This is a genomic window from Caballeronia arationis (genome assembly GCF_001544975.2).
GTDB classification, from domain to species: Bacteria; Pseudomonadota; Gammaproteobacteria; order Burkholderiales; family Burkholderiaceae; genus Caballeronia; species Caballeronia arationis.
The window spans coordinates 158119-183712 of record NZ_FCOG02000005.1; the positions used below are offsets into that span (position 1 = coordinate 158119).

Annotated in this window: 24 protein-coding genes and 1 other RNA gene; 7 read left to right on the plus strand and 18 right to left on the minus strand. The window is 63.5% G+C overall.

The annotated features are described in order from the left end of the window. Nucleotides 1-21: 21 nt before the first annotated feature. Together dtd and tyrS are read right to left on the minus strand one after the other, a co-directional pair. A complete protein-coding gene (gene dtd, locus AWB81_RS04930) occupies nt 22-465 on the minus strand; it encodes a D-aminoacyl-tRNA deacylase (protein ID WP_062632780.1) in 444 nt (147 codons plus the stop codon). 3 nt (nt 466-468) lie between these two features. Further along, complete coding sequence (tyrS, locus tag AWB81_RS04935; protein ID WP_062632782.1) at nt 469-1725, minus strand: tyrosine--tRNA ligase; 1257 nt, start codon at nt 1723-1725, stop codon at nt 469-471. 386 nt (nt 1726-2111) lie between these two features. On the opposite strand from tyrS, the gene AWB81_RS04940 reads away from it, so the two are divergent. After that, entirely contained in the window at nt 2112-3242 is a 1131-nt protein-coding gene (locus AWB81_RS04940) for an anhydro-N-acetylmuramic acid kinase (RefSeq protein WP_087134808.1), read from the plus strand. Between the two features lie 80 nt (nt 3243-3322). On the opposite strand, the gene erpA is transcribed toward AWB81_RS04940, so the two are convergent. The 3 genes from erpA to rplM form a co-directional block, all read right to left on the minus strand. Further along, nucleotides 3323-3688: an iron-sulfur cluster insertion protein ErpA gene (gene erpA, locus AWB81_RS04945; protein ID WP_035941185.1), complete on the minus strand. Its 366-nt coding sequence runs from the start codon at nt 3686-3688 to the stop codon at nt 3323-3325. Between the two features lie 196 nt (nt 3689-3884). Next, the gene (gene rpsI, locus AWB81_RS04950) at nt 3885-4277 is read right to left on the minus strand and encodes a 30S ribosomal protein S9 (RefSeq protein WP_062632784.1); all 393 of its coding nucleotides are present in this window, start codon (nt 4275-4277) and stop codon (nt 3885-3887) included. Between the two features lie 11 nt (nt 4278-4288). Further along, nucleotides 4289-4717 carry a 50S ribosomal protein L13 gene (gene rplM / locus AWB81_RS04955; RefSeq protein ID WP_062632786.1) on the minus strand — a complete coding sequence of 143 codons (429 nt, stop codon included), beginning with the start codon at nt 4715-4717 and terminating at the stop codon, nt 4289-4291. 646 nt (nt 4718-5363) lie between these two features. Between rplM and AWB81_RS04960 the strand changes: the two genes are divergently transcribed. Continuing rightward, nucleotides 5364-5786, plus strand: coding sequence for an OsmC family protein (locus tag AWB81_RS04960; protein WP_062632788.1), 423 nt, complete (start codon nt 5364-5366; stop codon nt 5784-5786). 70 nt (nt 5787-5856) lie between these two features. Here AWB81_RS04960 and rnpB read toward each other — a convergent pair. The 3 genes from rnpB to pyrC all read right to left on the minus strand — a co-directional run bounded on the left by rnpB (nt 5857) and on the right by pyrC (nt 8262). Then, nucleotides 5857-6270: RNase P RNA component class A (gene rnpB / locus AWB81_RS04965), an RNA gene on the minus strand. Nucleotides 6271-6325: 55 nt separating this feature from the next. Further along, nucleotides 6326-7153, minus strand: coding sequence for a DUF3025 domain-containing protein (locus AWB81_RS04970; RefSeq protein WP_062632790.1), 828 nt, complete (start codon nt 7151-7153; stop codon nt 6326-6328). Between the two features lie 20 nt (nt 7154-7173). After that, nucleotides 7174-8262 (minus strand): dihydroorotase, encoded by a 1089-nt coding sequence (pyrC, locus tag AWB81_RS04975; RefSeq protein WP_062632792.1) that lies wholly within the window; start codon nt 8260-8262, stop codon nt 7174-7176. A 247-nt stretch (nt 8263-8509) separates the two neighbouring features. Here pyrC and AWB81_RS04980 point away from each other — a divergent pair, with 247 nt between their 5' ends. Next, a complete protein-coding gene (locus tag AWB81_RS04980; RefSeq protein WP_087134810.1) occupies nt 8510-9403 on the plus strand; it encodes a class II glutamine amidotransferase in 894 nt (297 codons plus the stop codon). A gap of 61 nt (nt 9404-9464) precedes the next feature. Continuing rightward, nucleotides 9465-9800: a YegP family protein gene (locus tag AWB81_RS04985; RefSeq protein ID WP_062632796.1), complete on the plus strand. Its 336-nt coding sequence runs from the start codon at nt 9465-9467 to the stop codon at nt 9798-9800. A 70-nt stretch (nt 9801-9870) separates the two neighbouring features. Here AWB81_RS04985 and AWB81_RS04990 read toward each other — a convergent pair whose 3' ends face one another. From AWB81_RS04990 to AWB81_RS05015, 6 genes are all read right to left on the minus strand, one after another. Next, entirely contained in the window at nt 9871-10596 is a 726-nt protein-coding gene (locus tag AWB81_RS04990) for an amino acid ABC transporter ATP-binding protein (RefSeq protein ID WP_062632798.1), read from the minus strand. Then, nucleotides 10593-11270: a glutamate/aspartate ABC transporter permease GltK gene (gene gltK, locus AWB81_RS04995; RefSeq protein WP_062632800.1), complete on the minus strand. Its 678-nt coding sequence runs from the start codon at nt 11268-11270 to the stop codon at nt 10593-10595. Before gltK ends, AWB81_RS04990 begins: the two co-directional genes overlap by 4 nt. Next, nucleotides 11270-12010 carry an amino acid ABC transporter permease gene (locus AWB81_RS05000; protein WP_062632802.1) on the minus strand — a complete coding sequence of 247 codons (741 nt, stop codon included), beginning with the start codon at nt 12008-12010 and terminating at the stop codon, nt 11270-11272. Before AWB81_RS05000 ends, gltK begins: the two co-directional genes overlap by 1 nt. A gap of 71 nt (nt 12011-12081) precedes the next feature. Continuing rightward, on the minus strand, nt 12082-12975 hold the full coding sequence (locus AWB81_RS05005; protein ID WP_062632804.1) for a glutamate/aspartate ABC transporter substrate-binding protein: 894 nt from the start codon (nt 12973-12975) through the stop codon (nt 12082-12084). Nucleotides 12976-13213: 238 nt separating this feature from the next. Beyond that, a complete protein-coding gene (locus AWB81_RS05010; RefSeq protein WP_062632807.1) occupies nt 13214-14527 on the minus strand; it encodes a Glu/Leu/Phe/Val family dehydrogenase in 1314 nt (437 codons plus the stop codon). Nucleotides 14528-14636: 109 nt separating this feature from the next. After that, a complete protein-coding gene (locus AWB81_RS05015; protein ID WP_062632809.1) occupies nt 14637-15608 on the minus strand; it encodes a LysR substrate-binding domain-containing protein in 972 nt (323 codons plus the stop codon). A 328-nt stretch (nt 15609-15936) separates the two neighbouring features. On the opposite strand from AWB81_RS05015, the gene AWB81_RS05020 reads away from it, so the two are divergent. Continuing rightward, on the plus strand, nt 15937-17334 hold the full coding sequence (locus tag AWB81_RS05020; RefSeq protein ID WP_062632811.1) for an MFS transporter: 1398 nt from the start codon (nt 15937-15939) through the stop codon (nt 17332-17334). 57 nt (nt 17335-17391) lie between these two features. Here the strand turns inward: AWB81_RS05020 and AWB81_RS05025 are convergent, their stop codons facing one another. Beyond that, a complete protein-coding gene (locus tag AWB81_RS05025; protein ID WP_062632813.1) occupies nt 17392-19302 on the minus strand; it encodes an ABCB family ABC transporter ATP-binding protein/permease in 1911 nt (636 codons plus the stop codon). 254 nt (nt 19303-19556) lie between these two features. On the opposite strand from AWB81_RS05025, the gene AWB81_RS05030 reads away from it, so the two are divergent. Then, nucleotides 19557-19952: an acyl-CoA thioesterase gene (locus tag AWB81_RS05030; protein ID WP_062632815.1), complete on the plus strand. Its 396-nt coding sequence runs from the start codon at nt 19557-19559 to the stop codon at nt 19950-19952. A 12-nt stretch (nt 19953-19964) separates the two neighbouring features. On the opposite strand, the gene AWB81_RS05035 is transcribed toward AWB81_RS05030, so the two are convergent. Both AWB81_RS05035 and AWB81_RS05040 read right to left on the minus strand, forming a co-directional pair. After that, complete coding sequence (locus tag AWB81_RS05035; RefSeq protein WP_062632817.1) at nt 19965-23066, minus strand: sensor domain-containing protein; 3102 nt, start codon at nt 23064-23066, stop codon at nt 19965-19967. A 214-nt stretch (nt 23067-23280) separates the two neighbouring features. Continuing rightward, nucleotides 23281-23760 carry a nitrate reductase associated protein gene (locus AWB81_RS05040; RefSeq protein ID WP_062632819.1) on the minus strand — a complete coding sequence of 160 codons (480 nt, stop codon included), beginning with the start codon at nt 23758-23760 and terminating at the stop codon, nt 23281-23283. A gap of 193 nt (nt 23761-23953) precedes the next feature. On the opposite strand from AWB81_RS05040, the gene fdhD reads away from it, so the two are divergent. After that, a complete protein-coding gene (gene fdhD / locus AWB81_RS05045; protein WP_062632821.1) occupies nt 23954-24784 on the plus strand; it encodes a formate dehydrogenase accessory sulfurtransferase FdhD in 831 nt (276 codons plus the stop codon). A 12-nt stretch (nt 24785-24796) separates the two neighbouring features. Here the strand turns inward: fdhD and AWB81_RS05050 are convergent, their stop codons facing one another. Further along, nucleotides 24797-25561: an enoyl-CoA hydratase gene (locus tag AWB81_RS05050; protein ID WP_062632823.1), complete on the minus strand. Its 765-nt coding sequence runs from the start codon at nt 25559-25561 to the stop codon at nt 24797-24799. Between the last annotated feature and the right edge of the window lie 33 nt (nt 25562-25594).

Below are 25594 nucleotides of genomic sequence, written 5' to 3' on the forward strand. Positions count from 1 at the left end.
GATGGAGTTATCGGTGGTTAATCATGGACGAACTTGCAGCCAGAACGTGACTGGCCCGTCGTTCACGAGCGACACCTGCATGTCGGCGCCGAATTCACCCATCTCGACGACCGGATGCTTCGCGCGCGCCTGCGACACGTAGTAGTCGAAGAGCCGCTTGCCTTCGTCGGGCGGCGCCGCGGGCGTGAAGCTCGGACGCAGGCCACTCGACGTGTCGGCGGCGAGCGTGAACTGCGATACAAGTAACACGCCGCCATTGACGTTCTGCACCGACAGATTCATCTTGCCCGCCGCATCGCTGAATACGCGATACGCGAGCATTTTCGAGAGCAGTTTGTCGGCGACCGCTTCGGTATCACCGCGTTCGGCGCAGACGAGCGCGAGCAGGCCCGCGTCGATCGCGCCGGTCACGCGCTCGCCGACGCGCACTTCCGCGCGCCGGACCCGCTGGATGAGCGCGATCACTTCTTACGCCGTCAGCGTGACGCGCGCAAAGCGGCGCTTGCCGACCTGCACGACGAACTCGCCCGCTTCGACTTTCAGACCCTTGTCGGAGACAGTGGCACCGTCGATCTTCACGCCGCCCTGCTCGATATTGCGCAGCGCCTCGCTGGTCGACGGCACGAGCCCCGCCTGCTTCAGCAACTGGCCGATCGCAACCGGCGCGCCCGCGAGCGTCACCGACGGAATATCGTCCGGCACGCCGCCCTTCGCGCGGCGGTTGAAGTCTTCGAGCGCGTGCTCGGCGTCGGCGGACGAATGGAATCGCGCGACAAGTTCCTGGCCGAGCATCACCTTGAAGTCGCGCGGATTGCGCCCTTCTTCCGTTTCCTTTTTGAAGCGAGCGATTTCCTCGATGCTACGGAACGACAGCAGTTCGAAGTAGCGCCACATCAGCGTGTCCGAAATGCTCATCAGCTTGCCGAACATGTCGGCGGGTTTTTCGCTGATCCCGATGTAGTTGTTCTTCGACTTCGACATCTTCTCGACGCCGTCGAGCCCTTCGAGCAGCGGCATCGTCAGGATGCACTGCTGTTCCTGGCCGTACTGCTTCTGCAATTCGCGGCCGACGAGCAGGTTGAACTTCTGGTCCGTGCCGCCGAGTTCGAGGTCGGCGTTCAGCGCGACCGAGTCGTAGCCCTGCATCAGCGGATAGAGGAATTCGTGGATCGAAATCGGCACGCCGCCCTGGAAGCGCCTGGTGAAATCCTCGCGTTCCAGAATGCGCGCGACCGTGTAGCGCGACGCGAGCTTGATCATGCCGTCGGCGCCGAGCGGCATCGACCATTCGCTGTTGTAGCGGATCTCGGTCTTCTCGCGGTCGAGCACGAGCGACGCCTGATCGAAATAGGTTTTCGCATTCGCTTCGATCTGCTCGCGCGTGAGCGGCGGGCGCGTCGCATTGCGGCCCGACGGATCGCCGATCAGCGACGTGAAATCGCCGATCAGGAAGATCACCTTGTGGCCGAGGTCCTGCAACTGCCGCATCTTGTTCAGCACGACCGTGTGACCGATGTGAATGTCGGGTGCGGTCGGATCGAGGCCGAGCTTGATGCGCAGCGGCTTCTGAGTCGCGGCGCTCCTCGCGAGCTTCTGCGCGAATTCGTCTTCGATCAGCAGTTCGTCGCAACCGCGTTTGGCGATCGCGAGCGCGGCGCGGACCTCGTCGGTGAGGGGGAAAGCTTGCGCCGCGGGCGCGGAGGATGCGGTGGAGTCAGTGGTCATGCTTGCGACTTTTGAATTGAAAGTGGTTCGAAGGCCGCTTGGCGGCCTGGCCGGGCGATTCGGCATGTAAGCCGATTGGCCGACGCTGGCAGAAATTGCTCGAAGCGATTGCGGACGGCGGTTGCACGAGGCGCTGCAATCCCTTGTTCAGGCAAAGGATTTTACGCGATGACGCCACGCTTCGCCCCGTTTTCGCCCTTCGCACGGGTGCATCGCGGCTCCCAGTCAATTCTGACGCACCTTAACGATTCGTCCCGATGCGCGGATAATCGCGCTTGATCGACGAAACCGGCATCGGCCGCAACTATTTTGCATGGGATCAGAGTAAGCGCTGAAGCACTGACTCTGGTCGACAGGAGACGAGCGTGGGACGAAAACCCGAGGCAATCGAAGCGGGCAAGGCGGACGGCGTCTATTTCGGTCTGATGTCCGGCACGAGCATGGACGGCGTCGACGGCGTGGCCGTCCAGTTCGTGACCGGGAAGCCTCCGGTCGTGCTGGGCGAAGCGCACGTGAGCTTCTCGCAAGGTCTGCGCGATGCGCTCTTCGCGCTGCAGGCGCCCGGCGAGAACGAAATCGAACGCGCGGCGCTCTGTGCAAACGCGCTCGCGACGCGCTACGCGGTCTGCTGCCACGAGTTGCAGAGCATGAGCAACTGCTCGGCGACGAAAGTACGCGCGATCGGCGTGCACGGGCAGACAGTGCGGCATCGGCCGGAGAAGGGATACACGACGCAGATCAACAACCCGGCGCTGCTCGCGGAAATGACGAACATCGACGTGATCGCCGATTTTCGCCGCCGCGATGTCGCCGCGGGCGGCCAGGGCGCGCCGCTCGTGCCCGCGTTCCACGCGACGGTGTTCGGCGCGAAAGGCGAGACGCGCGTCGTCTGCAATCTGGGCGGCATCAGCAATATCACGATTCTGTCGGCGGACGGCTCGGTGCGCGGCTTCGATTGCGGACCGGCGAACGCGCTTCTCGATGAATGGGCGCATCGGCACCTGAAAAAGCCCTATGACGAAGGCGGTCATTTTGCGGCGCAGGGCGAGTTGAATCGGCCGCTGTTGAACGCGTTGCTCGACGAGCCGTTCTTCGGGCAGTTGCCGCCCAAGAGCACCGGACGCGATCTGTTCAACCCGCAATGGCTCGATGCGAAGCTGGCGGCGTTCCCAAGCGTCGCACCCGCCGACGTGCAGGCGACGCTCGTCGCGTTGACGGCTGTGAGCATCGCTCGCGAGATTCAGCGGCATGCACCCGACACCCGCACGGTCTACGTCTGCGGCGGCGGTGCGCGCAATTCCGTGCTGATGAACGCGATCCAGCTGGCACTGGACGAGAGCGGCGTGCCGGGCGTGCCAGTCATGACGACGGAAGCGCTCGGCGTGCCGCCGCAGCAGGTCGAGGCACTCGCCTTCGCCTGGCTCGCGATGCGATGTGTCGCTCGTGAGCCCGGCAATCTCGCGGCCGTGACCGGCGCGGCCGGCGATCGCGTACTCGGCGCGGTCTATCCGCATTGAGCGCGGCCTCGGTTCAATCGGCCAAATAAAAAACGGAGCCCGCAGGCTCCGTTTTCTTTACCGGGTTCAGCGCGAAACGATCACACCGAGAACGACGATCCGCAGCCGCAGGTCGTCGTCGCGTTCGGATTCTTGATCACGAACTGCGCACCGTTGAGGTCGTCCTTGTAGTCGATCTCGGCGCCGACCAGATACTGGTAGCTCATCGAATCGACCAGGAGTTGCACGCCACTCTTGTCCATCACGGTATCGTCTTCGTTGACGGCTTCGTCGAACGTGAAACCATACTGGAAACCCGAACAGCCGCCGCCCTGCACGAACACGCGCAGCTTCAGGTCCGGATTGCCTTCTTCGTCGATCAGTTGCTTGACCTTGTCGGCGGCCGCGTCGGTGAAGACGAATGGCATCGGCATTTCGGTCGTGGGGGTGTCGGTGACAGCGTTCATTCGAACTCTCCAAAAAAGCTTCTATCCGCCATTGTAGGGCTGATCTCAATATTGTGCTGGAAGTCCATGAAATCAATGGGCTATATACACGGTCGCGGATCGCCCCCGCAAATGAAAAAGCCGCCAGGCGCATGGCGCCGGCGGCTTTTCGCAGCAGTTTCGCCCGTACAAACAAGGCGAAACGCGCGGATACAGCTTAACGCTTCGAGAATTGCTTCCTGCGGCGTGCCTTGTGGAAACCGACCTTCTTACGTTCCACTTCACGCGCGTCACGCGTGACGAAGCCAGCGTTCGACAGTTGCGACTTGAGCGTTGCGTCGTAGTCCATCAGCGCGCGGGTGATGCCGTGGCGAACCGCACCGGCCTGACCCGTTTCGCCGCCGCCCGACACGTTGACCTTGATGTCGAACGTGACAGCGTGGTTCGTGAGTTCCAGCGGCTGGCGCACGATCATCAGCGACGTTTCGCGCGAGAAGTAATCAGCGATGGGCTTGCCGTTGACAACGATGTCGCCCTTGCCTGCCTTGATGAAGACACGAGCGACGGCGCTCTTGCGGCGGCCCGTACCGTAGTTCCAGTTACCGATCATGTGGGCTCCCCTTAGATCTCGAGCGCTTTAGGCTGTTGAGCCGTATGCGGATGCGTTGCGTCGGCGTAGACCTTCAGCTTCTTGATCATCGCGTAGCCGAGCGGACCCTTCGGCAGCATGCCCTTCACGGCCTTCTCGAGCGCGCGGCCCGGGAAGCGTTCTTGCATCTTGCCAAACGTCGTTTCGTAGATGCCGCCCGGGTAGCCCGAGTGACGATAGTACTTCTTGTCCGTGGTCTTGTTGCCCGTGACCTTCAGCTTGCCGGCGTTGATGATGATGATGAAATCACCAGTGTCGACGTGCGGGGTGAACTCGGGTTTGTGCTTGCCGCGAAGACGGCGTGCCACTTCGCTGGCGACACGGCCGAGAATCTTATCCGTCGCGTCAATCACGTACCATTCACGCGTCACCTCATGGGCTTTTGCGGAAAACGTCTTCATGATCGATCCAAAAAAATAACTGTGCCCTTGATGTCCCGCTTGTATGAAATGTTGCGCATCGAGGCGCGTGCAGGCTCTCCCTGAGCTCCCTCCGCGGGCATGGTGCGAAGAGAACTTTGAATTATAAGGGGTTTTCTGGTATCGAGTCAAAACTTGCTCGATGAGGCTGCGCGAGGGGTGGCGCGCGGTGGGAAAACTGCGGGAAACGCGCGCGAAAACAGCGAAAAAAAACCCGAGCATCTGAGGCTCGGGCTTAATCCACCAAGGAGGAGGTGGAGGAGACGCGGTAGAGATGTCGAACTGCGACAACCAATGAGCCGAGTATAGGCACCCCGTTGCTGCAAAGCAAGAAAATTTGCATGGTGAGAAGTGATTTCATAATTCGAAATTTCCAGCTAACAAACTGAATCGTGCTTTTCCTTTTGAAAACAGATATCTACATCGGACAGCGTGTGCTCGCCGGACCGAATCGATCTGCTAGAAGGCTTCTTCGGTTTTGGGAAGCATTCCGCGCTGCTCGTACCGGGCCGTTGATATCTGCTCCGTCAACCCGTATATGCGCGTATCGGCGGCGTTCGGGAAAATGAGCGAGCCGCTACAATGCAGCTTTGTAAAACAACGTCTTGAGTTGCGCTGGAGCCTGAGCATGGAATGCAAAGTAAGCTGGATGGGACAGGATGGCATGGCGTTCGCCGCCGAAACCGGTAGCGGCCACCTCGTCACGATGGACGGCGCGCCCGACGGCGGCGGCCGCAACCTCGCACCGCGTCCGATGGAAATGGTGCTGCTCGGCACGGGCGGCTGCACGGCCTACGACGTCGTCATGATCCTGAAGAAGAGCCGTCAGGAAGTGGCCGGATGTTCGGTGACGCTCAAGGCCGAGCGCGCCAGCGAAGATCCGAAGATCTTCACGAAGATCCACTTCCACTTCACGGTGACGGGCAAGAATCTGAATCCGGCGACCGTCGAGCGTGCGATCAACCTGTCGCACGACAAATACTGCTCCGCGTCGATCATGCTTGCGAAGACGGCCGAACTGACCCATTCGTTCGATATCGTCGCGACCTGATCGTTTCGAAGCGGGCCAGATAGCAAAAAGCCGGCGTCATCACTGACGCCGGCTTTTTGACTTTGAGCGAATGCAAAGCAGGCCGATAAGCCGGATTCTGTGCGCGCAGCGCATCCGAAGACGCGCTGCGCGTGGCAGTCATTCCTCTAGACGCGCCATTGCTGACGCGCTCAAGCTTCCTACCCGCAGACGAAACGGGGGCCCCGTCCTGCATCCCGAAGATGCGCGCCTGCCTACTTGGAATTGCTCCGGGCGGAGGTTACCGTGCCGGTCTGTCTCGCGACAGCCGCGGTGCGCTCTTACCGCACCGTTTCACCCTTACCTGATCCCGATTTGCATCGGGCCATCGGCGGTTTGCTTTCTGTTGCCCTGTTCCGCGTGTCGCCACGGATGGCCGTTAGCCATCACCCTGCCCTGTGGAGTCCGGACTTTCCTCGCCTCTCCCGGTCGAAACCGGAAAAGCCGCGACTGCCTGGCCTGCTTTGCTGCGCGAATCTTAACATGGCGATCTGGAGCCGCATTCGGCCCGAACGCGCGATTCAGCGGCCGCGTCGTCCGGGACGGAACACCGATGCGTCGTCGTAAAACGCCATCGATTCGTTCGCCGGCCACCAGCCCGGCACGCCCAGAACGGGCAGCGGCGCGAAATCGCGGCTCGTCGGCGGATCGCCGAGCAGCATCTCCGCGATGCGCTCGTCGAGCATCGCGCGGCGTTGCGCATCGTCAGAGGAAAAATACGCCGACGGGACCTCGACGATCCACGCGTGCCCCGTGCACGCCTTGTACGGCACGACCAGCTTCTCCAGCAGCGCATGCCCGAAAATGCGCGCCTCGCAGCGTTCGCCCCACCCGTCGCGGCCGGTCACGAAGAGCGTCTGCCAGTCGAAGTCGCGCAACACCTCGGACACGCCTGCATCACACGACGCAAAGATCACCGCGTTTTCGTCGAAAAGCGTGAGCGCGTCGCGCAGACCGCCGCGCGTCGGACCGATGCCGAGCGCATCGATCTGCCCGGCCTGCAGCGCGTTTAGCGCCGCCTTGATCCGCGGATACTGAAACCACATCGACGCATTGAAGAAATCGTGCAGGTTGTGGCGCGTCGGGACGCAGCCGGTCGCGGCGATGTGTCCTTCGTACGACGCGCCCGGCGGAAGATCGTCCTGCGCGATGAACGACAGCGGCTTGCCGCGGCCTGTCGAAAGAGCTGCACGACGGGCGTCGACGTTGAGAGAGTGAAGATAGGTGACGTAGTCGGCGAGTGCCGCTTCCTGCCAGCGCGCGCCCCGCTCGGCGAGCGGCGCGAGCCACGGCTGGCCCCAGTCGATGCGCGCGAACGCCGTGGGTGTGTCTGCGGCGGTTTCCTGCATGCCCGTCGATCGAAACGAGCTTAAATCTGCCGCCAGCCGATCGACTCGCCGCCCCGCAGCGGCACGACTTCCGTGTCGCCGGCTGCGAACTGGGCCGGCAGCGTCCACGATTCGCGTCGCAGCGTCACCGTCTCCGTGCTGCGGGGCAGTCGGTAGAAATCGGGGCCGTAAAAACTCGCGAAACCTTCCAGCTTGTCGAGCGCGCCGGCCTGATCGAAGGCTTCGGTGTACAGCTCCAGCGCGTGCAGCGCCGTGTAGCAGCCCGCGCAACCGCATGCGTGCTCCTTCAGCCCCTTCGGATGCGGCGCGCTGTCGGTGCCGAGGAAAAAGCGCGGATTGCCCGAAATCGCCGCCTCGACGAGCGCCACGCGATGTGTTTCGCGCTTCAACACCGGCAGGCAGTAATAGTGCGGACGAATCCCACCGAGAAAGATCGCGTTGCGGTTGTACAGCAGGTGATGCGCAGTGATCGTGGCGCCGATGGTGCCGTCCGGGCCGCTCGCGTCGCGCACGTACTCGGCGGCGTCCTTCGTGGTGATGTGCTCGAACACCACCTTCAGCGCCGGAAAATCGCGGCGCAGCGGCGTCATCACACGGTCGATGAACACCTTCTCGCGGTCGAACAAGTCGATCGCCGGGTCGGTCACTTCGCCGTGCACGAGGAGCGGCATGCCGCTTTCCTGCATCGCTTCGAGCGTCTTTGCGCACTTCGCCAGGTCGGTCACGCCCGCGTCCGAGTTGGTCGTCGCGCCCGCCGGATACAGCTTCACGCCGTGCACGAAGCCGCTCTCGCGCGCACGGCGGATTTCGTCGGGCGGCGTGTTGTCGGTGAGATAGAGCGTCATCAGCGGCTCGAAGCGCGCGCCGGGGCCGTCCTTCGGAAGCGCGGCCAGGATCCGCTCGCGATACGCGGCGGCCATCTCGGTCGTCGTCACCGGCGGGCGCAGGTTCGGCATGATGATCGCGCGACCGAACTGGCGCGCGGTGTGCGGCAGGACGGCGGCGAGCATCGCGCCGTCGCGCACGTGCAGGTGCCAGTCGTCGGGGCGCGCGATGGTGAGCGTGGCGGGAGACTGCATCGATTCGGAAGCGGCTTGTTGAGCGGACATGGCGATTTGACGGCGAAGACGATCGGATTGCGGGACACGAGCCTTGAGCGGACATCGAATGCGGCGCGTGATCGAAGCGGCATTGAAGCAGCACCGAAGCGATATCGGGAAAAATCGCCGTGGAAAATCAGCAACGATGCCCGTGGGCAGCCGGATGATCGATATTTTCGGGCGTTGGCTCGGTGATATGCTTGTGAGACAGCATTGTAACAATTCGCTCCAACACCCAGCCTGCAGCCCCAGCAACATGTGCCAACTTCTTGGAATGAACTGCGCGGAGCCAACCGACGTGACGTTTTCGTTCACGGGTTTCGCGGCGCGCGGCGGCGTCACCGATCACCACGCCGACGGCTGGGGCATCGCCTTCTTCGAAGACAAGGCGTGCCGGCTGTTCATCGACCATCAGTCTTCCGCCAGTTCGCCGCTCGCGGAGATGGTGAAGCGCTATCCGATCAAGTCGAAGAACACGATCGCGCATATCCGCAAGGCGACCCAAGGGCACATCCTGCTCGAAAACTGCCACCCGTTCCTGCGCGAACTGTGGGGCCGCCACTGGATCTTCGCGCACAACGGCGATCTGAAGGGACACGCGCCGCAACTGGCGGGCGTCTACCAGCCGGTCGGCACGACCGACAGCGAACTCGCGTTCTGCGCGCTCCTGCAGGGATTGCGCGAAGCGTTTCCCGGCTCGCAACCGCCGCTCGACGAACTCTTCGACGCGCTTGCCACGCTCACGCGCGAGATCACGCAGTACGGCGTGTTCAATTTCCTGATGTCGAACGGGCAGGCGCTCTTCTCGCATTGCTCGACGCACCTCTATTATCTGGTGCGCAGCTGGCCGTTCTCGACCGCGCATCTGATCGACGCCGACATGTCGATCGACTTCGCGAAGTACACGACGCCTGAAGACCGCGTCGCGGTTATCGCGACGTCGCCGCTCACCGACAACGAAGTCTGGACCCGCTTCGCCCCGGGCGATCTCGCGATGTTCCAGAAAGGCGCGCTGCAAAAGACCGTGAATATCCCGGTGCCGGAAGACGTGGCGAAAAAGGCCGCCGAGCCGCTCTGCAAGGTCTGCGTGGAATCGGCGCTGAAGATCGAGACGAGCGCCGCTGTCGAAACGGCGCTCGGCATCGAATAGCATCGACTGGTTGCGTTGACCCCCTCCGACTCAAGCTTCATCCACCGCGAAAGGAAGCGCCATGTCAGGAAAATTCGTCATCGATAAAGCGAAGAACGGCCAGTTCTACTTCAACTTGCGCGCAGGCAACGGCGAGCCGATCCTGCAAAGCGAGTTGTATGTGACACGCGCGTCGGCGGAACACGGGATCGAATCGGTGCGCAAGAACGCGCCGCTCGACGAGCGCTACGACCGCAAGGAAAACAGCAAGGGCGAACCCATGTTCACGCTCAAGGCCGGCAATCACGAAGTGATCGGCGTGAGCGAAAGCTACAGCAGCGCGGCGGCGCGCGACAACGGTATCGAGTCGGTGAAGAAGAACGCGCCCGACGCCACCGTTCAGGACAATACGAAGTAATTCGCGCGGATGAAAAAAACGGCCTCTTTCGCAAGAGGCCGTTTTGTCGTTGCTTTGAGCGAAGCGCCGCTCAGTGCAAGATCTTCGCCAGAAAATCCTTCGCGCGATCCGACTTCGGGTTCGCGAAGAACTCTTCCTTCTTGTCGTCTTCCACGATGAGACCCTTGTCCATGAAGACCACGCGATGCGCGACCTTTTTGGCAAAGCCCATTTCGTGCGTGACGCACATCATCGTCATCCCTTCCTGCGCCAGTTCAACCATCACGTCGAGCACTTCGTTGATCATCTCCGGGTCGAGCGCGGAGGTGGGTTCGTCGAAGAGCATCGCGATCGGGTCCATCGACAGCGCGCGCGCAATCGCCACGCGCTGCTGCTGGCCGCCCGACAACTGGCCCGGATACTTCTCGGCGTGAGCGCGCAGTCCGACGCGATCGAGCAGCTTCAGCCCTTTCGCCATCGCTTCGTCGTTCGAGCGGCCGAGCACCTTGACCTGCGCGAGCGTCAGGTTCTGCACGATGGACAGATGCGGGAACAGTTCGAAGTGCTGGAACACCATGCCGACCTTCGAGCGCAACTTCGACAGATTCGTCTTCTTGTCGCTGACGGACTGACCGTTGATCGTGATCTCGCCCTTCTGGAACGGCTCCAGGCCGTTCACGGTCTTGATGAGCGTCGACTTGCCCGAGCCCGACGGGCCGCACACGACGACCACTTCGCCCTTTTTCACTTCGGTCGTGCAGTCGGTCAGCACCTGGAACTGGCCGTACCACTTGGAAACATTTTTCAAAGAGATCATCTTGCGACCTTTTTCTGAAGACTTTTGACTAGGGCCGATGCCAGCACGCAGATCACGAAATAGCATGCCCCGGCGAAGAGGACCATCTCGACGGTCGTGCCGTCACGGTCGCCGACGTTCGTCGCCGTGCGAAAGAAGTCCGCGAGGCTGATCACATAGACGAGCGACGTGTCCTGGAACAGCACGATAGCCTGCGTGAGCAAGAGCGGCACCATCGCGCGGAACGCCTGCGGCAGCACGACGAGCTTCATCGCCTGTGCGTACGTCATGCCGAGCGCGAACGCCGCGTTCACCTGTCCGCGCGAGACCGACTGGATGCCCGCGCGAATGATCTCCGAATAGTAAGCGGCCTCGAACAGCGAGAACGCGACCATCGCGGAGGCGAGCCGGATGTCGATGTCGGCCGAGAGCCCGAGCACATTCTGCAGGAACTGCGGCACGATCAAAAAGAACCACAGCAGCACCATCACGAGCGGGATCGAGCGGAACAGCGTGACGTAGATGTTCGCAAACCATTCGAGCGGCTTGATGCCCGACAGGCGCATCAGCGCGATCATCGTGCCCCAGACGATGCCGACGACGATGGCAAGCACCGTGATCTGCAGCGTGATGATCGCGCCGGTCCAGAGCGTCGGCAAGGCGCCGATGACGCCACTCCAGTTGAATTGATGCATCACTTGCCTCCGATGTAGCCGGGCAACCGGGTCTTTGCTTCGACCCAGCGCATCAAGAGCATGACGATCAGGTTGATCAGCATGTAGGCGAGCGTCACCGCAATGAACGACTCATATGTCTGCGCCGTGTAGTCGACGAGCTGGCGCGCCTGCGCGGACAAATCGAGCAGGCCGATGGTCGAAGCGACCGCCGAGTTCTTGAACACGTTGAGGAATTCCGACGTGAGCGGCGGCACGATGATGCGGTACGCCACCGGCATCAGCACGTAGCGATACGTCTGCCATTGCGTGAGCCCCATCGCGAGGCCGGCGGCGCGCTGGCCGCGCGGCAGCGCGTTGATGCCCGAGCGCACCTGCTCGCACACGCGCGCGCCGGTGAAGAGCCCGAGACAGATGATCGACGACGAAAAGAACTGCGCGGTCGGCGGCAATTGCTTGAACCAGTTGCCGATGGACGGCGGCAGCAACTCCGGAATCACGAGATACCAGACGAAGAACTGCACGATCAGCGGAATATTGCGGAAGATCGCCACGTAGACCGTGCCGATGCCCGCGAGAAAGCGATTCGGGACCGTGCGCAAGATGCCGAACAGCGAACCGATCACCAGTGCGATCACCCACGCGGCGAGCGACACCGTGACGGTCACCCAGAAGCCGGAAATCAGCCAGCCGAGGTAGGTAGTGGGCTCCCCGGTCGATACCGGACTCAGCAGGATGCCCCAGTTCCAGTGATAAGACATGGACTCACTCCAAAAGAAAACGGAAGAAGCGCGACGCTCCTTCCGTTCCGTTCACCCGATACCCGGACAGGTTAGTCGATTGCCTTGTCATTCGGGCTCTTGAAGAGAGCCTTGATGTCGTCGCTTTCCGGGAAGTTGAGGTTCAGGCCCTTCGGCGGAATCGGGCTTTCGAACCACTTCTTGTAGATCTTGTCGCCCTCGCCCGAGGTTTCGACCTGCGCGATCGCGTCGTCGACGACCTTCTTGAACTCCGGATCATTCTTGCGAATCATGCAGCCGTACGCTTCATGCGACTGCGGCGCACCGACGATCACGAAGTCGTTCGGATTGTTCGACTTCGCGCGCTCGCCTGCGAGCAGTGCGTCGTCCATCATGAACGCCACGGCGCGGCCGGTCGACAGCGTCAGGAACGACTCGCCGTGATCCTTCGCGCTGATGATGTTCATGCCCATGCTCTTGTCCTGGTTCATCTTGCGAAGCAGGCGCTCGGACGTGGTGCCCGCGGTCGTCACGACGGTCTTGCCCTTCAGGTCGGCCCAGTCCTTCACGCCCGAATCCTTCTTGGTCATGAGGCGCGTGCCGATCACGAAGATCGTGTTCGAGAACGACACCTGCTGCTGGCGCTCGGCGTTGTTCGTGGTCGAGCCGCACTCGATGTCGACCGTGCCGTTCTGCACGAGCGGAATGCGGTTCTGCGACGTGATCGGCGTGAGCTTCACCTTCAGGTCGGACATGCCGAGCTTCTTCTTGACGGCGTCAACCACCTTCAATGCGAACTCATGCGAGTAACCGACGACGTTCTGCTTGTCGTCGTAGTACGAAAACGGAATCGACGATTCGCGGTGACCCAGCGAAATCACCCCGGTGTCCTTGATCTTCTTCAGCGTGCCGGCGTCCTGAGCGTAAGCGCCCGTTGCGAGAAAACCCAGTGCGGCGAGCGTCAGCGCAGCTTTTTTAATCTTCATTTGTTCGATCTCCTGTGGCGAAAACGGGGCAAGTTTAGCAGGGTAATTATTCTGAAAGAATGATTGTTAACCACACGTCTCAAAATTTGAATCCACCGCGCCACACGCCCCTGCGACGCGCATTCTAACCGTAGTTTCCATGCAAAAGCAGGCGGCATCCCGCGCGGGATGCCGCCTGCTTTTTTAAGGGCGCGAACAGGGCCTGGAGCCTCGCGCACGCCGCCGTAAGCGCAATCGATCACGGATAGAGACCACGCATCTCGCGCGCCATCAGGATCCGCGTACAAGCGACGATGAACGCGGCCGTCCGCACAGACACCTTGTGTTCGCTCGATACCTGCCACACCGCTGCGAACGCCTCGCGCATCACGCGTTCGAGCCGCTGGTTGATCTCGTCCTCGGTCCAGAAGAAGCTCGAGAAGTCCTGCACCCATTCAAAGTACGAAACCGTCACGCCACCCGCGTTCGCCACCACGTCCGGGATCACGAGGATGCCCTTGTCGTGGAGGATGTCGTCCGCGGCGGTGGTCGTCGGGCCGTTCGCGCCTTCCACGACGATCTTCGTCTTGATCTTGGACGCGTTCTTCTCGGTGATCTGTCCTTCGAGCGCGGCGGGAATCAGGATGTCGCTTTCGATCGTCCAGAACTCGTCGGCGGAAACCGGGTCGGCGCCCGCGAAGCCGCCCACGCCGCCGTTCTTCGCCACGTGATCGAGCAGCGCGACCGCATCGATGCCCTTGGAGTTATGCAGCGTGCCCGTGTGGTCCTGCACGGCGATCACGCGCGCGCCGGCTTCCTCGAAGAGCCGCGCTGCGATCCCGCCGACGTTGCCAAAGCCCTGCACCGCGATGCGCGCGCCTTCGATGTCGAAGCCGATGCGCCGCGCCGCTTCCGTACCGACCACGAACACGCCGCGCCCGGTCGCTTCCTTGCGGCCGAGCGAGCCGCCGAGCGCAATCGGCTTGCCGGTCACGACACCGGTGGCCGTCTGCCCCTGGTTCATCGAGTACGTGTCCATCATCCACGCCATGATCTGCTCGTTCGTGTTCACGTCCGGCGCGGGGATGTCGGTGTTCGGTCCGATGATGATGCCGATCTCGCTGGTGTAGCGGCGCGTCAAGCGTTCGAGTTCGCCGCGCGAGAGCGTGCGCGGATCGACGCGGATGCCGCCCTTCGCGCCGCCGTACGGCACGTTCACGGCGGCGTTCTTCACCGACATCCACGCGGAGAGCGCCATGACTTCCGAGAGCGTCACGTCCTGGTGATAGCGCACGCCGCCCTTGCCGGGACCGCGCGACGTATTGTGCTGCACGCGATAGCCTTCGAAGTGAGCGACGGTGCCGTTATCGAGTTCGATCGGGCAGTCGACGATGAGGATGCGCTTCGGACGCTTGAGGGTTTCGATCCAGCGCGAGAGGGAGCCGAGATACGGCGCGACGCGGTCGACCTGCTTCAGATAGTTGCCCCACGGGCCGAGATCGTCGGCGTGAAGGTAGGACGGAATGGCATGTTGTGCGGCGGGTGACGGCAGGTCGTGCTTCGGAGATGACATTTACGCTCCAGCGTTTTGGGCAATGCGCACATTGTCGAAAAACGCCGTTTCGAAATCCAATGCCGTTTCCTTATCCGATTATGCGTTTTGTGCATAACGTCGGAGAAGCTTATCCCGCCTGGTTTTCCGGCGATGCCTTAAGCACTTCCTCACCTACTACGTCCCACAGGCTGCGCGTGAGCGCCTGGCGCGGGTCGTCGCCCTGCGAGGCGAGCTTGTCGCGGTAGAGACGGATCTCCATCGTCAGCGTGAACTGACCGGCCGGTGTTCCGCGCGTTCCCCGGTCCAGCCGGATCAGGCGCCCCTCCTCGACCGCATCCTCGACGGCGCTATGCGGCAGGAACGCGACGCCGTGTCCCGCGAGCGCCATCGCCTTCAGGCCTTCGGCCATGTCGGTTTCATAGACCTTGTCGAGATGCGGGCGGGTCGGCGCGGTTGCGATGATCACCTCGGTCATGCGGCCGAGATAGGCGTTCGGCGTGTATGACAAATATGGCGCCGGCGCCTCGGCGCTCGCGGGCAGCGTGTAGCGCGCACGGCCGCCCTTGCCGACCGCCGAAAACGGACTGATCGGCTCGGTGCCGAGCGTGAGCATGTCGTAGCGCGCGGGATCTAGCGCGACCGGATGGCTCGGATGGTGATAGCCCATCACGAGATCGCAGCCACCTTCGACGAGCGAGAGCACCGCGTCGTGCACGTTCAGCGCGCGAAGTCTCGTGTGAATGCGTCCGAGGCGCGCTTCGATGCGTTGCAGCCAGCGCGGAAAATAGGTGAGCGAGAGCGTGTGCGGCACGGCAAATTCGATCGTCGCGGTAGGCGCGCCGCCCTGGCCTCGCAGGAGCGTGCGCGCTTCATGGAACTGCGAAAGCATCGCGAGCGCCTGCTCGTAGAAGACCTGGCCGGCTTGCGTGAGGCGCGTCGGATACACCGAGCGGTCGATGAGTTCCGTTCCGAGCCACGCTTCGAGCGCCTGAATGCGCCGGGAGAACGCCGGCTGCGTGATGTGACGCAGTTCCGCCGAGCGGCTGAAGCTGCGCGTCTCCGCGAGCGAGACGAAGTCTTCGAGCCATTTGAGTTCCATGCTGGTCTTTGCTCCTAATCCGCGCCCTCGGCGGCGAAGCCCGCATTTTAGCGGCGCGTGGACGCGTCGCGCGCCGCCCGACGATGCGTCATCGCACCATTCTCACGCAGCGCGCACCCGGGCGGTGCTGCGCTGCAGTGTCGCCGGTGCGCTCGAATGCGCGACGCCGCTCCACTGTAACCGCGCTGGAACCCGCGCCAACATTCGCTCCCGGCGATCCGTCGAAAAGATGCACTCGATTGGCATGATGCTTGCGATTTCGGGGACCGCCCGCGCGCGACGACGATCGACGACAGATGAATCGCGCCGCCCCATTCGAGGATCCTTGATGAAAAATCTGACGACATCGCTGAAAAGCGGCAACTGGCGCTCGCTGCTCGCCTGCTTCCTGTACTTCGACACCGGCTTCACCGTCTGGGTGCTGTACGGCCCGCTCGCGCCGTTCATCAGCAAGGACATCGCGATGACGGCCGCGCAACAGGGCTTTCTCGTCGCGGTGCCGGTGCTGGCCGCCGCGATCCTCCGCGTGACGCTCGGCAACCTCTACCAGTCGACCGACGGACGGCGCGTCGCGCTGATGGGCGTCGTGCTCTCCTCCATTCCGACGATCGTACTGCCGCTCCTGCCGGGCGTGCCATCGTATTCGCTGATGCTCGTGCTCGGCGTCTTTCTCGGCATGGGCGGCGCGAGCTTCTCGGTTGCGTTGCCGATGGCGGGCAGCACCTATGCGCCCAAAGTCCAGGGCCTCGTGCTCGGGCTCGCGGCGGCGGGCAACATCGGCGCGGTGCTCGACGGCTTCCTGTTTCCGCATCTCGCCGAAGCGTTCGGCTGGAAGGTTTCGACGGCGGCCGCCTTGCCGCTCCTCGCGATCACGGCCATCGCGCTCTACGCATGGGCGGCGGACGCGGGCGAAAAGACCGGCAGCACGCTGCGCGCGCTGACGAGCTTCGCGGTCACGCTCGTCGGGCTGGTCGTGCTCGTGCTGGCCGTGCACGGCGGCGTGTTCGGCACCGGACGCACCGGCGTGCTGATGTTGCCGGTGATCGGTGCGCTGCTCGCGATCGCGGTGCTGCCGAAGCGCTATCGCGCGGTGCTCGGCGAGCGCGACACGTGGGTCATCATGCTGATCTACAGCATCACGTTCGGCGGTTTCGTCGGGATGTCGTCGTACGTGACGCTGCTCCTCACGACGCTCTATCAGATGCCGAAGATCGAAGCCGGCCTCTTCATGGCGCTGCTGGCGTTTCTCGGCGCGATCGTGCGGCCGTTCGGCGGATATGTCGCGGATCGCGTGACGGGCGTGCGCGCGCTCCTCGTGCTGCTCGCGGTGATTGCGGCCGCCGACTTCACGTTCGCGATCTGGATGCCGCCCGTCGCCGGCGGGATCGTGCTGCTGATCTGCCTTTACATCGCGTTTGGCCTCGGCAACGGCTCGACGTTCCAGCTCGTCCCGCAACGCTGGAAGGGCAAGACCGGGCTGCTGTCAGGGATCGTCGGGGCCGCGGGCGGGATCGGCGGCTTCTACTTGCCGGTGATCATGGGCATCGCGAAGGAAAGCACCGGCAGCTACCAGATGGGCTTCGCGACCTTCGGCGTGCTCGCGACCTGCGCGTTCGGCCTGCTGGTCGCGCTGCGCTCGCAATGGCTGCGCTGGGCGGCGCCGGCGATGGCCTTCGGCAGCGCGCAAGGCGGCGTGGCGATCTCGACGGTGCACGCGACGGAATAGCCCTCGCAGCAGGTCTGCAGCACGAAGCGCCGATGCTCTCCAGTATCGGCGCTTTTTTTAAGCCCGCGCCGTGTCCTGCTGATCCAGCGCTTCCCGATCGACTCGCGGCTCTGCCGCTCGCTGCTGCTGCAGCGCCCACATCTGCGAGAAAAGGCCTCCGGCGAGCAACAGCTCGGCATGCGTCCCGCGCTCGACGATGCGCCCGTGATCCATCACGATGATCTGCTCCGCATGCACGACCGTGGAAAGCCGGTGCGCGATGATGAGCGTCGTCCGCTCGCGCGCGATCGAATCGAGTTCATGCTGGATCGCGCGTTCGGACTTCGAATCGAGCGCGGACGTCGCTTCGTCGAAGATCAGGAGCGGCGGGTTCTTGAGGAGCGTTCGCGCAATCGCGACGCGCTGCTTCTCGCCGCCCGACAGTTTCAGCCCGCGCTCGCCGACCGGCGTGTCGTACCCGGCCGGCAGGCTTTCGATGAAATCGTGGATATGCGCCGCACGCGCGGCCGCGATCACTTCGTCGCGCGTCGCCGACGGACGCCCGTAAGCGATGTTGTAGTAAATCGAATCGTTGAAGAGCACCGTGTCCTGCGGCACGATGCCGATCGCCGCGCGCAGCGAATCCTGCGTGACGTCGCGAATGTCCTGTCCGTCGATCAGGATGCGCCCGCCGTGTGTGCGGTCGAGATCGTAGAAGCGAAACAGCAGGCGCCCGAGCGTCGACTTGCCCGAGCCGCTGTGACCGACCACCGCGGTTGTCGTGCCCGCGGCAATCGTGAAATCGACGTCGTGCAGGATCGGCCGCGCGGCTTCGTAGCCGAAGCTGACGTTCTCGAAACGCACCGCCGCGCCGCCGACGACGAGCGCCTCTGCACCGGGCGCATCGGGCACTTCGCGGCCCGCCGCGAGCAGCGTGAACATGCGGTCCATGTCGGTGAGGCTTTGCTTCAGCTCGCGGTACACCACGCCCAGGAAGTTCAGCGGAATGTAGAGCTGCAGCATGAACGTGTTGATGAGCACGAGATCGCCGAGCGTGAGCCGTCCCGCCATCACGCCTTGCGTCGCGCGCCAGAGAATGAACACGAGCCCGGTGCCGATGATCGTCTGCTGCCCGAAATTCAGCATCGACAGCGAACGCTGCGACTTGATCGCGGCCGTCCGGTAGCGCTTCAGGTTTTCGTCGTAGCGGTCAGCTTCCCACTGCTCGTTGCCGAAGTACTTTACCGTCTCGTAGTTCAGCAGCGAATCGATCGCGCGCGAGTTCGCCTTCGAATCGAGATCGTTCATCGTGCGCCGGAAGTGCGTGCGCCACTCGGTCACCTTCACGGTGAACACGATATACACGACGAGCGCGATGAACGTGACGATCGCGTAGTACGCCTCGTACTTCGTCACGAAGAAGCCGAGCACGAGGCCGACTTCGACGAGCGTCGGCAGGATGCTGTAGAGCGAATACGACACGAGCTGCTGGATGCCGCGCGTCCCGCGCTCGATGTCGCGGGACATGCCGCCCGTCTGCCGTTCGAGGTGAAAGCGCAGCGACAACGAATGCAGATGGCGGAACACGCGCAGCGCGAGCGTGCGCACGGCGCTCTCGGTCACCTTCGCGAAGAGGATCTCGCGCAGCTCGGTGAAGAGCGATGTGGACAGCCGCACGACTGCATACGCCACGACGAGCAATCCGATCCCGCCGATCAGCACGATGCCGGGCGAATCGTTCGCGCGGCCAAGCGCCGTGAGATGCTGCACGGAGTCGAGACCATCGACGATCTTCTTCATCACGATCGGCACGCCCAGATTCGCGACCTTCGCGCCGATCAGGCAGGTAAGCGCGAACGCCACACGCCACTTGTAGGTCGTCAGATACGGCAGCAGCGAGCGGATGGTCTGCCAGTCGTTGCGCGGGCCCTTCTGGAGCGGTGCCGGCTCGGCGTTCGAGGAACTGGATGAATTGGAAGAGCGGCGCATGAATTGGGGATCGGCATGGGCACGCGGCGCGCCGGTCGTGACCGGTGCGCGGGCAGCGCTGTATCGCGGTATCGCGGGGCGGGAGCACGTCGAGGGCGCATGCTTTCCCGTACAATCCGATGAACCGGGCAGCCGTCCTGCACTGTCGTGCACTTGCAGGCGCGGCCGTCGTGGCATCGTTTCACGCGTTCATTGTCGCAGATGGCGGCATCCACCGCTCACGACTGCTCAAGCGCCCTTACCGGACACCACCGATGACCGACTCGATACAACTTCCAGACAAGCCGGTCGCGCTGCGCGTGATGCCGCAGCCCGCCGATTCGAACGTCCACGGCGACGTGTTCGGCGGCTGGATCATGGCGCAGGTCGACATCGCCGGATCGATTCCCGCCAGCCGCCGCGCGAACGGACGCGTCGCGACCATCTCGGTGAACTCGTTCATCTTCAAGCAGCCGGTGTTCGTCGGCGACCTGCTGAGCTTCTATGCCGAAGTCGTGAAGACGGGCAACACGTCGGTCACGGTGTCGGTCGAGGTGTACGCGCAGCGCATGCGCCTGAACGGCGAAGTCGTGAAGGTAACGGAAGCGATGCTTACCTACGTCGCCACCGACCGCGACCGCCGCCCTCGCGCGCTGCCGGCCATCGACTGAAGACTGTCGCGCTCAGTTCAATGTGATCCCGTGCTGCAACAGCCCGGGAATGTCGTCGCGCGGCATCGGCCGGGAAAAATAGTAGCCCTGCATCTCGTCGCAATCGCGTGCGCGCAGGAATTCGTGCTGCGCGGACGTCTCGACGCCCTCTGCGATCACCTGCAATTCCAGCGAATGTGCGAGCGCGATGATCGCCGACGTGATCGTTTCGTCGTCGCCGCATGAGCCGATGTCGGCGACGAACGATCGGTCGATCTTGAGCCGGTGCACCGGAAAGCGCTTCAGATAGGCGAGGCTCGAATAGCCGGTGCCGAAGTCGTCGATCGCGATGCCGATACCGAGCGCGGACAGCTCCGCCAGCATCGTGATCGCTTCCTCGGCGTTGCGCATGATGGTGCTCTCGGTGAGTTCGAGTTCGAGATACTTCGGCTCCAGCCCGGTTTCCTCCAGCACCGACGTCACGAGCCGCGCGATGTCGCGTTGCTGGAACTGCCGCGCCGACAGGTTCACCGAGACTCTCGCGGCAGGCAATCCGGCATCCTGCCACGCCTTGTTCTGCCGGCACGCTTCGCGCAGCACCCACTCCGAGAGCGGCCCGATCAGCCCGCTTTCCTCCGCCACCGGAATGAACGACGCCGGCGACACGAGCCCGTGTTCGGGGTCCATCCAGCGCACGAGCGCCTCGATGCCGACGATGCCGCCCGTCGTCATGTCGACCTGCGGCTGGTAGTGAAGGATGAACTCGCCATCGCGCAGCGCGCGCCGCAGACGCCGCTCGACGTTCATCCGCGCACCGACGCTCGCATTCATCTCCGGCAGATAGAACTGGAACGTGTTGCGGCCCATGTCCTTCGCGCGGTACATCGCGAGGTCGGCTTTCTTCAGCACGGTCTCGGCGTCGTCGCCGTCCTGCGGGAAAAGGCTCGCGCCCATGCTGCAGCCGACATACAGCTCCGTGCCGTCGAGCCACACCGGTTCGGAGATCGCCGCGCGCACGCGCTCCATCCACTCGATCAGCGCCGTTTCGTCGGCGAAGTCAGGCAGCACGATCACGAACTCGTCGCCGCCGTGACGCGCCACCGTGTCACCCGGGCGCGCACAGCGCGCGAGCCGTTCCCCGACCACCGCGAGCAGCCGGTCGCCGACACTATGGCCGAGGCTGTCGTTGACGTTCTTGAAGCCGTCGAGATCGATGAACACGACCGACAGCTTCGTGTCGTGCCGCCGTGCATGGTCGATGGCGTGCTGCAAGCGCTCGCGCAGCAGGTTGCGGTTCGGCAGGCGCGTAAGCGTGTCGTAGTTCGCCTGATATTCCAGTTGTTCCTGATAGCGGATCAGGTCGGTGACGTCGTTGATCACGCCGATGTGATGCGTCGTATGGCCGTTCACGTCCGGCACGGGAGCGACGAACAGCTGGTTCCAGAACAGCGCGCCGTCCTTGCGGTAGTTGCGCAGCACCGCGCTCACTTCGCGGTTGGCCTCGAGGCCGCGGCGAATGGTGTCGAGCCCTTCCTGGTCCGGCTCGTCGCCCTGCAGGAAGCGGCAGTCGCGGCCGATCACCTCGGCCGGATCGTAGCCCGTGATGCGCTTGAACGCCGGATTCGCATACTCGATCACATTGCCGCCGTTCGCCGGGCCGGTGATCAGGAGCGCGTTGACGCTCGCGTCGAGTGCGCGGCTTTGCAGACGCAGCGCGAGCTCCGAGCGCTTTCTTTCCGTCACGTCGTGATACGAACCGAGCACGCCGATGATCCGCCCTTCACCGTCGGTGAGCGGCAGCTTGCTCGTGACCACAGTTCGCAGCGTGTCGCCGACCAGGATGTCGCGCTCGAAGTGCATTTTCGGCACGCTCGTCATGACCACTTCCTCGTCATCGGCGCGCAGCACGTGGGCGAAGGCGCCCCACGGCAACTCGTCGTCGGTCTTGCCGAGCACCTGCTCGTTGTAGGACAGGCCGGCGTCGCGCGCGAATGCGTTGTTGCAGCCGAGATAACGCGAGTCGCGATCCTTCCAGAACACGCGCTGCGGAATGTTGTCGATCACGGCTTCGAGCATCTCGTTCGAACGCCGCGCCTCGGCTTCGGCGTTGATTCGGTCGGTCACATCGTTCGCGAGCATGAAGAGGCCCGGCCGACCCGAATAGACGAGTGCGTGATACGAGACGTCCGCGCTGATCGACTTGCCGTCCCTGTGCCGGTGCCGCCAAACTCCCGCCGAGCGTTGCCCCGGCGCTTCGTCGTTCCCGCCCCGCGCGAGCCGCGCGGCGAACAGGTCGAAGTCGTCCGCGCAGTGCAGGTCACGCAGCGTGAGGTTCATGAACTCCGGCTCGGTGTAACCGTAATGCTGGAGCGCCGCCGGGTTCACGGCGACGAAGCGCATCGTCTCGCTATCGACGATCCACATCGGCACGGGATGCGAGTCAAATAGTCCGCGAAAGCGTTCGTTGCTGCGCTGCATCGCACGGGCGATGCGCAGCTTGCCGCGCGCCGAACGCTCGTGGCTCGCGAAGGTGTAGATCAGCACGCCGCTGCCCGCAAGCATCGTGACGATCAGAAGCAGCATCGCCTGGCCGGACGCCTGCGTCGAGACATCGAGCGCCGAGGTCAGCGCAGTGTCCTCGCGGGCGCGCAGCGCAGCGAGTTCTTCGTCGACGGCCTGCTGGTCTTCCGCCATCTGCACGAAAAGCGCATCGACCCAGTCACGCGGCGCGCCGGTTCTGGCCTTCGCCGCCCGCTCGAACGCGGACCGAGAGTCGCGCTTCATGACGGCGACCGCGCGCGCGAGCGCGTCGAACGCACCGTCCATGCCCGGCTCGATCGCGAGTTGAGCGCGCAGGCTGCTTTCGAGCGCGTCGATATGCGCGGTACGCGCGTCGCGGACGGCGGCCGAGTCCAGCGTGCCGGTCGCCTCGAAGCGGCTGAGTACGGTCAGATTTTCGCCGAGCGTGCTGCGGTAGGCGTCCAGGTCGCGCATCAGGCTCATCGAACGCAGCGTGCGCGCGTCGGCCTCGCTCTGACCGCTGATCTGCCGGTAAGCGACGAACGCATTCGCGCCGAGCGCGAGAAGCACGACAGCGACATTGATCAGCAGGCGCCTGGAAAAGAATGGGATCATGGGCTACAGGCGTCATCCGTGAAAGCAGGCGCGGATGCGGTTTCGCAAGCGCCGCTGAAAATCGGCGCACGAAGCCGGCGCGCGGACCCGTCGTCCACGCCGCGATCTCTGGATAACGGCAGCCAGGCCGCCGGGTTTAGGGCGACAGCCGAAAAAAATCCCTGAAGTGCTTAAATGCGGTCGCTCGAAGGGTCAGCGAAGACCGCGCGCCGATTCACTCCGCGAGCCCGAATTCGCGCATGGCGGGCAGGAAGTCGTGATTCAGCTCGCCCGTGCGGCGCGCGAGCTTCGCGAGCGCGTAACGCTGGAACGGGTCGAGTGCGCCCCAGTGCGACAGGCTCGGCGCGCTCACACCCGCCAGGCTGCTCTGCCGTATGACCGTCTCGGGTACGGCGTCGGCGTGGGCCCAGACCGGATCGGCGTCGGGCGTAAACTTCTCGGGCTCGGCGCTCGCATGCGTGCGCAGCATCTCGTCGATCGCGCGATCGAAGTTCGGCTCGATCTCGCTGTCCGCTTCGACCGGGAAGCGTGCGAGCAGCACGCGGTCGTCGTGAGGGAGCATCTGCCATTGATCGAGCGTTATCCGCAGACCAAAGCGATCGAGGTTGAAACGCACGGCAAGGGGAATGAAGCGCAGGTTTTCGGACGACTCGACTTCGAATTCGAACAGACGCGCGGCGTCGTAAAGTCCCATGACAGTTGCCTCGTTGGCGTGATGGCGAGCATCGGCATGCTTCGCCGGCTTAAGTTATTGTAGGGCCTCGGATGACAAATATACCCACAGTTGCGGCGCCCCTGCATGGGGTCGCGCACGCTCCTTTGTCGATCCGGGCAGCAAACGTTATGCCCGTGCCTTCATCGCGGGCAGCTCCAGGGAAAACAGCAAAGTGAACGAACTCGACACCGACGATCAGCCCGGATACATCGAGCGCCAGGTGCGCCGCCATCGCATCGGCGATACGATGGTCGCCTCAGACAACGTCGGGCAGGAATGGCCCGTCGCGCTCGTCTTCAACGGCATTTCGCACGCGGTGATGATGTGCACGCCGCGCGACCTCGAAGCATTCGCGGTCGGCTTCTCGATCACCGAAGGGATCGTCGAGCGCGGCAGCGACATCCACGACATCGAAGTGTTCTTCCGCGATAGCGACGACGCCACCTCGCCGCATGCGGAAGTGCATCTGCAGGTAGTGCAGCAGGCGTTCGTCGCGCTGAAGGACAAGCGCCGCGCGCTCGCCGGCAGAACCGGCTGCGGCGTATGCGGTATCGAGAGCATCGAGTTGCTCGACCTGCAACCCGAGCACGTGCCGGACACGGGCTTTCTCGCGCGCCTGGCCGACGACGCGATCGCCCGCGCCGCGCGCGAACTGCCCGCGCACCAGCAGCTGACGAAGCTGACCGGCGGCCTGCACGCGGCCGCGTGGTGCGACGCGAGCGGTGCGGTGCGCTACGCGTTCGAGGACGTCGGCCGGCACAACGCGCTCGACAAGCTGATCGGCCATCTGATCCTGAAGCGCGAAGACACGACGCAAGGTTTCGTGTTCCTGTCGAGCCGCGCGAGCTATGAGCTCGTGCGCAAATCGGCGCGCGTCGGCGTGCCGATGGTCGTCACGATTTCCGCGCCGACGTCTCTCGCCATCGCCATCGCGAAGCAGGCGGGCCTCCGGCTCGTGAGCTTCGCGCGGGAAAACAGCTTCGTCGAATATGACGTGGAGTAACGCTCGGCCGGGCTAGTCGAAGCGGCTGAAGTCCGGCTTGCGCTTTTCGAAAAACGCCTGGAACGCCTCGCGCGCTTCCGGCGCCTTCAGCATCTTGCCGAAGTGTCCTGCCTCCTCGTCGATGCGATGCGCGACGGCAGCGGCATCGGCGCTTTTCATCAGCGACTTGGAGAGGCGCAGCGACGAAGCGGGCAGCGACGCCAGCTTCTGTGCCTGCTTCAACGCGAAGGCATCGACTTCGGCGGCGTCCAGCACGCGATTCACGAAGCCCATGCTGACGGCTTCCTCTGCGTCGAACGCTTCGCCGAGCAGCAGCTTTTCCGCCGCGCGCTGATACCCCGCGACGCGCGGCAGCAACAGGCTTGACGCCGCTTCCGGACACAGCCCGAGTTGCACGAACGGCACCGAGAATTTCGTCGTTGACGCCGCATAGACGAGGTCGCAATGCAGCAGCATCGTCGTGCCGACACCGACCGCCGCGCCCGCCACCGCCGCCACGACGGGCTTCGGCGCGCTGCTGATGCGGCGCAGGAACTGGAGTACGGGCGCGTCGTGGTCCGTGTTCGGCGCCTTCATGAAGTCTTCGAGATCGTTGCCTGCGCAGAACGTGCCGCCGTTGCCGCGAATCAGCACGACGCGCACGGTCGCGTCCTTCTCGGCTTCGAAGAAGGCGTCGGCCATTTCCTGGTACATCGCGGCCGTGATCGCGTTCTTCTTGTCCGGCCGGTTGAGCGCGATGGTCAGTACACCGCCGTCCCGGTTGATCAGAATGTCCATCTTTGTCCCCTATGTAAAAGGCGGTTCGCGAGC

Bases quoted from the DNA above. Each gene is read 5' to 3' on its own strand.
- tyrS (WP_062632782.1), bottom strand. From the start codon at position 1,725: ATGACCACTGACTCCACCGCATCCTCCGCGCCCGCGGCGCAAGCTTTC.
- erpA (WP_035941185.1), bottom strand. From the start codon at position 3,688: ATGAACGCTGTCACCGACACCCCCACGACCGAAATGCCGATGCCATTC.
- rpsI (WP_062632784.1), bottom strand. From the start codon at position 4,277: ATGATCGGTAACTGGAACTACGGTACGGGCCGCCGCAAGAGCGCCGTC.
- rplM (WP_062632786.1), bottom strand. From the start codon at position 4,717: ATGAAGACGTTTTCCGCAAAAGCCCATGAGGTGACGCGTGAATGGTAC.
- AWB81_RS04960 (WP_062632788.1), top strand. From the start codon at position 5,364: ATGGAATGCAAAGTAAGCTGGATGGGACAGGATGGCATGGCGTTCGCC.
- AWB81_RS04970 (WP_062632790.1), bottom strand. From the start codon at position 7,153: ATGCAGGAAACCGCCGCAGACACACCCACGGCGTTCGCGCGCATCGAC.
- pyrC (WP_062632792.1), bottom strand. From the start codon at position 8,262: ATGTCCGCTCAACAAGCCGCTTCCGAATCGATGCAGTCTCCCGCCACG.
- AWB81_RS04980 (WP_087134810.1), top strand. From the start codon at position 8,510: ATGTGCCAACTTCTTGGAATGAACTGCGCGGAGCCAACCGACGTGACG.
- AWB81_RS04985 (WP_062632796.1), top strand. From the start codon at position 9,465: ATGTCAGGAAAATTCGTCATCGATAAAGCGAAGAACGGCCAGTTCTAC.
- AWB81_RS04990 (WP_062632798.1), bottom strand. From the start codon at position 10,596: ATGATCTCTTTGAAAAATGTTTCCAAGTGGTACGGCCAGTTCCAGGTG.
- gltK (WP_062632800.1), bottom strand. From the start codon at position 11,270: ATGCATCAATTCAACTGGAGTGGCGTCATCGGCGCCTTGCCGACGCTC.
- AWB81_RS05000 (WP_062632802.1), bottom strand. From the start codon at position 12,010: ATGTCTTATCACTGGAACTGGGGCATCCTGCTGAGTCCGGTATCGACC.
- AWB81_RS05005 (WP_062632804.1), bottom strand. From the start codon at position 12,975: ATGAAGATTAAAAAAGCTGCGCTGACGCTCGCCGCACTGGGTTTTCTC.
- AWB81_RS05010 (WP_062632807.1), bottom strand. From the start codon at position 14,527: ATGTCATCTCCGAAGCACGACCTGCCGTCACCCGCCGCACAACATGCC.
- AWB81_RS05015 (WP_062632809.1), bottom strand. From the start codon at position 15,608: ATGGAACTCAAATGGCTCGAAGACTTCGTCTCGCTCGCGGAGACGCGC.
- AWB81_RS05020 (WP_062632811.1), top strand. From the start codon at position 15,937: ATGAAAAATCTGACGACATCGCTGAAAAGCGGCAACTGGCGCTCGCTG.
- AWB81_RS05025 (WP_062632813.1), bottom strand. From the start codon at position 19,302: ATGCGCCGCTCTTCCAATTCATCCAGTTCCTCGAACGCCGAGCCGGCA.
- AWB81_RS05030 (WP_062632815.1), top strand. From the start codon at position 19,557: ATGACCGACTCGATACAACTTCCAGACAAGCCGGTCGCGCTGCGCGTG.
- AWB81_RS05035 (WP_062632817.1), bottom strand. From the start codon at position 23,066: ATGATCCCATTCTTTTCCAGGCGCCTGCTGATCAATGTCGCTGTCGTG.
- AWB81_RS05040 (WP_062632819.1), bottom strand. From the start codon at position 23,760: ATGGGACTTTACGACGCCGCGCGTCTGTTCGAATTCGAAGTCGAGTCG.
- AWB81_RS05050 (WP_062632823.1), bottom strand. From the start codon at position 25,561: ATGGACATTCTGATCAACCGGGACGGCGGTGTACTGACCATCGCGCTC.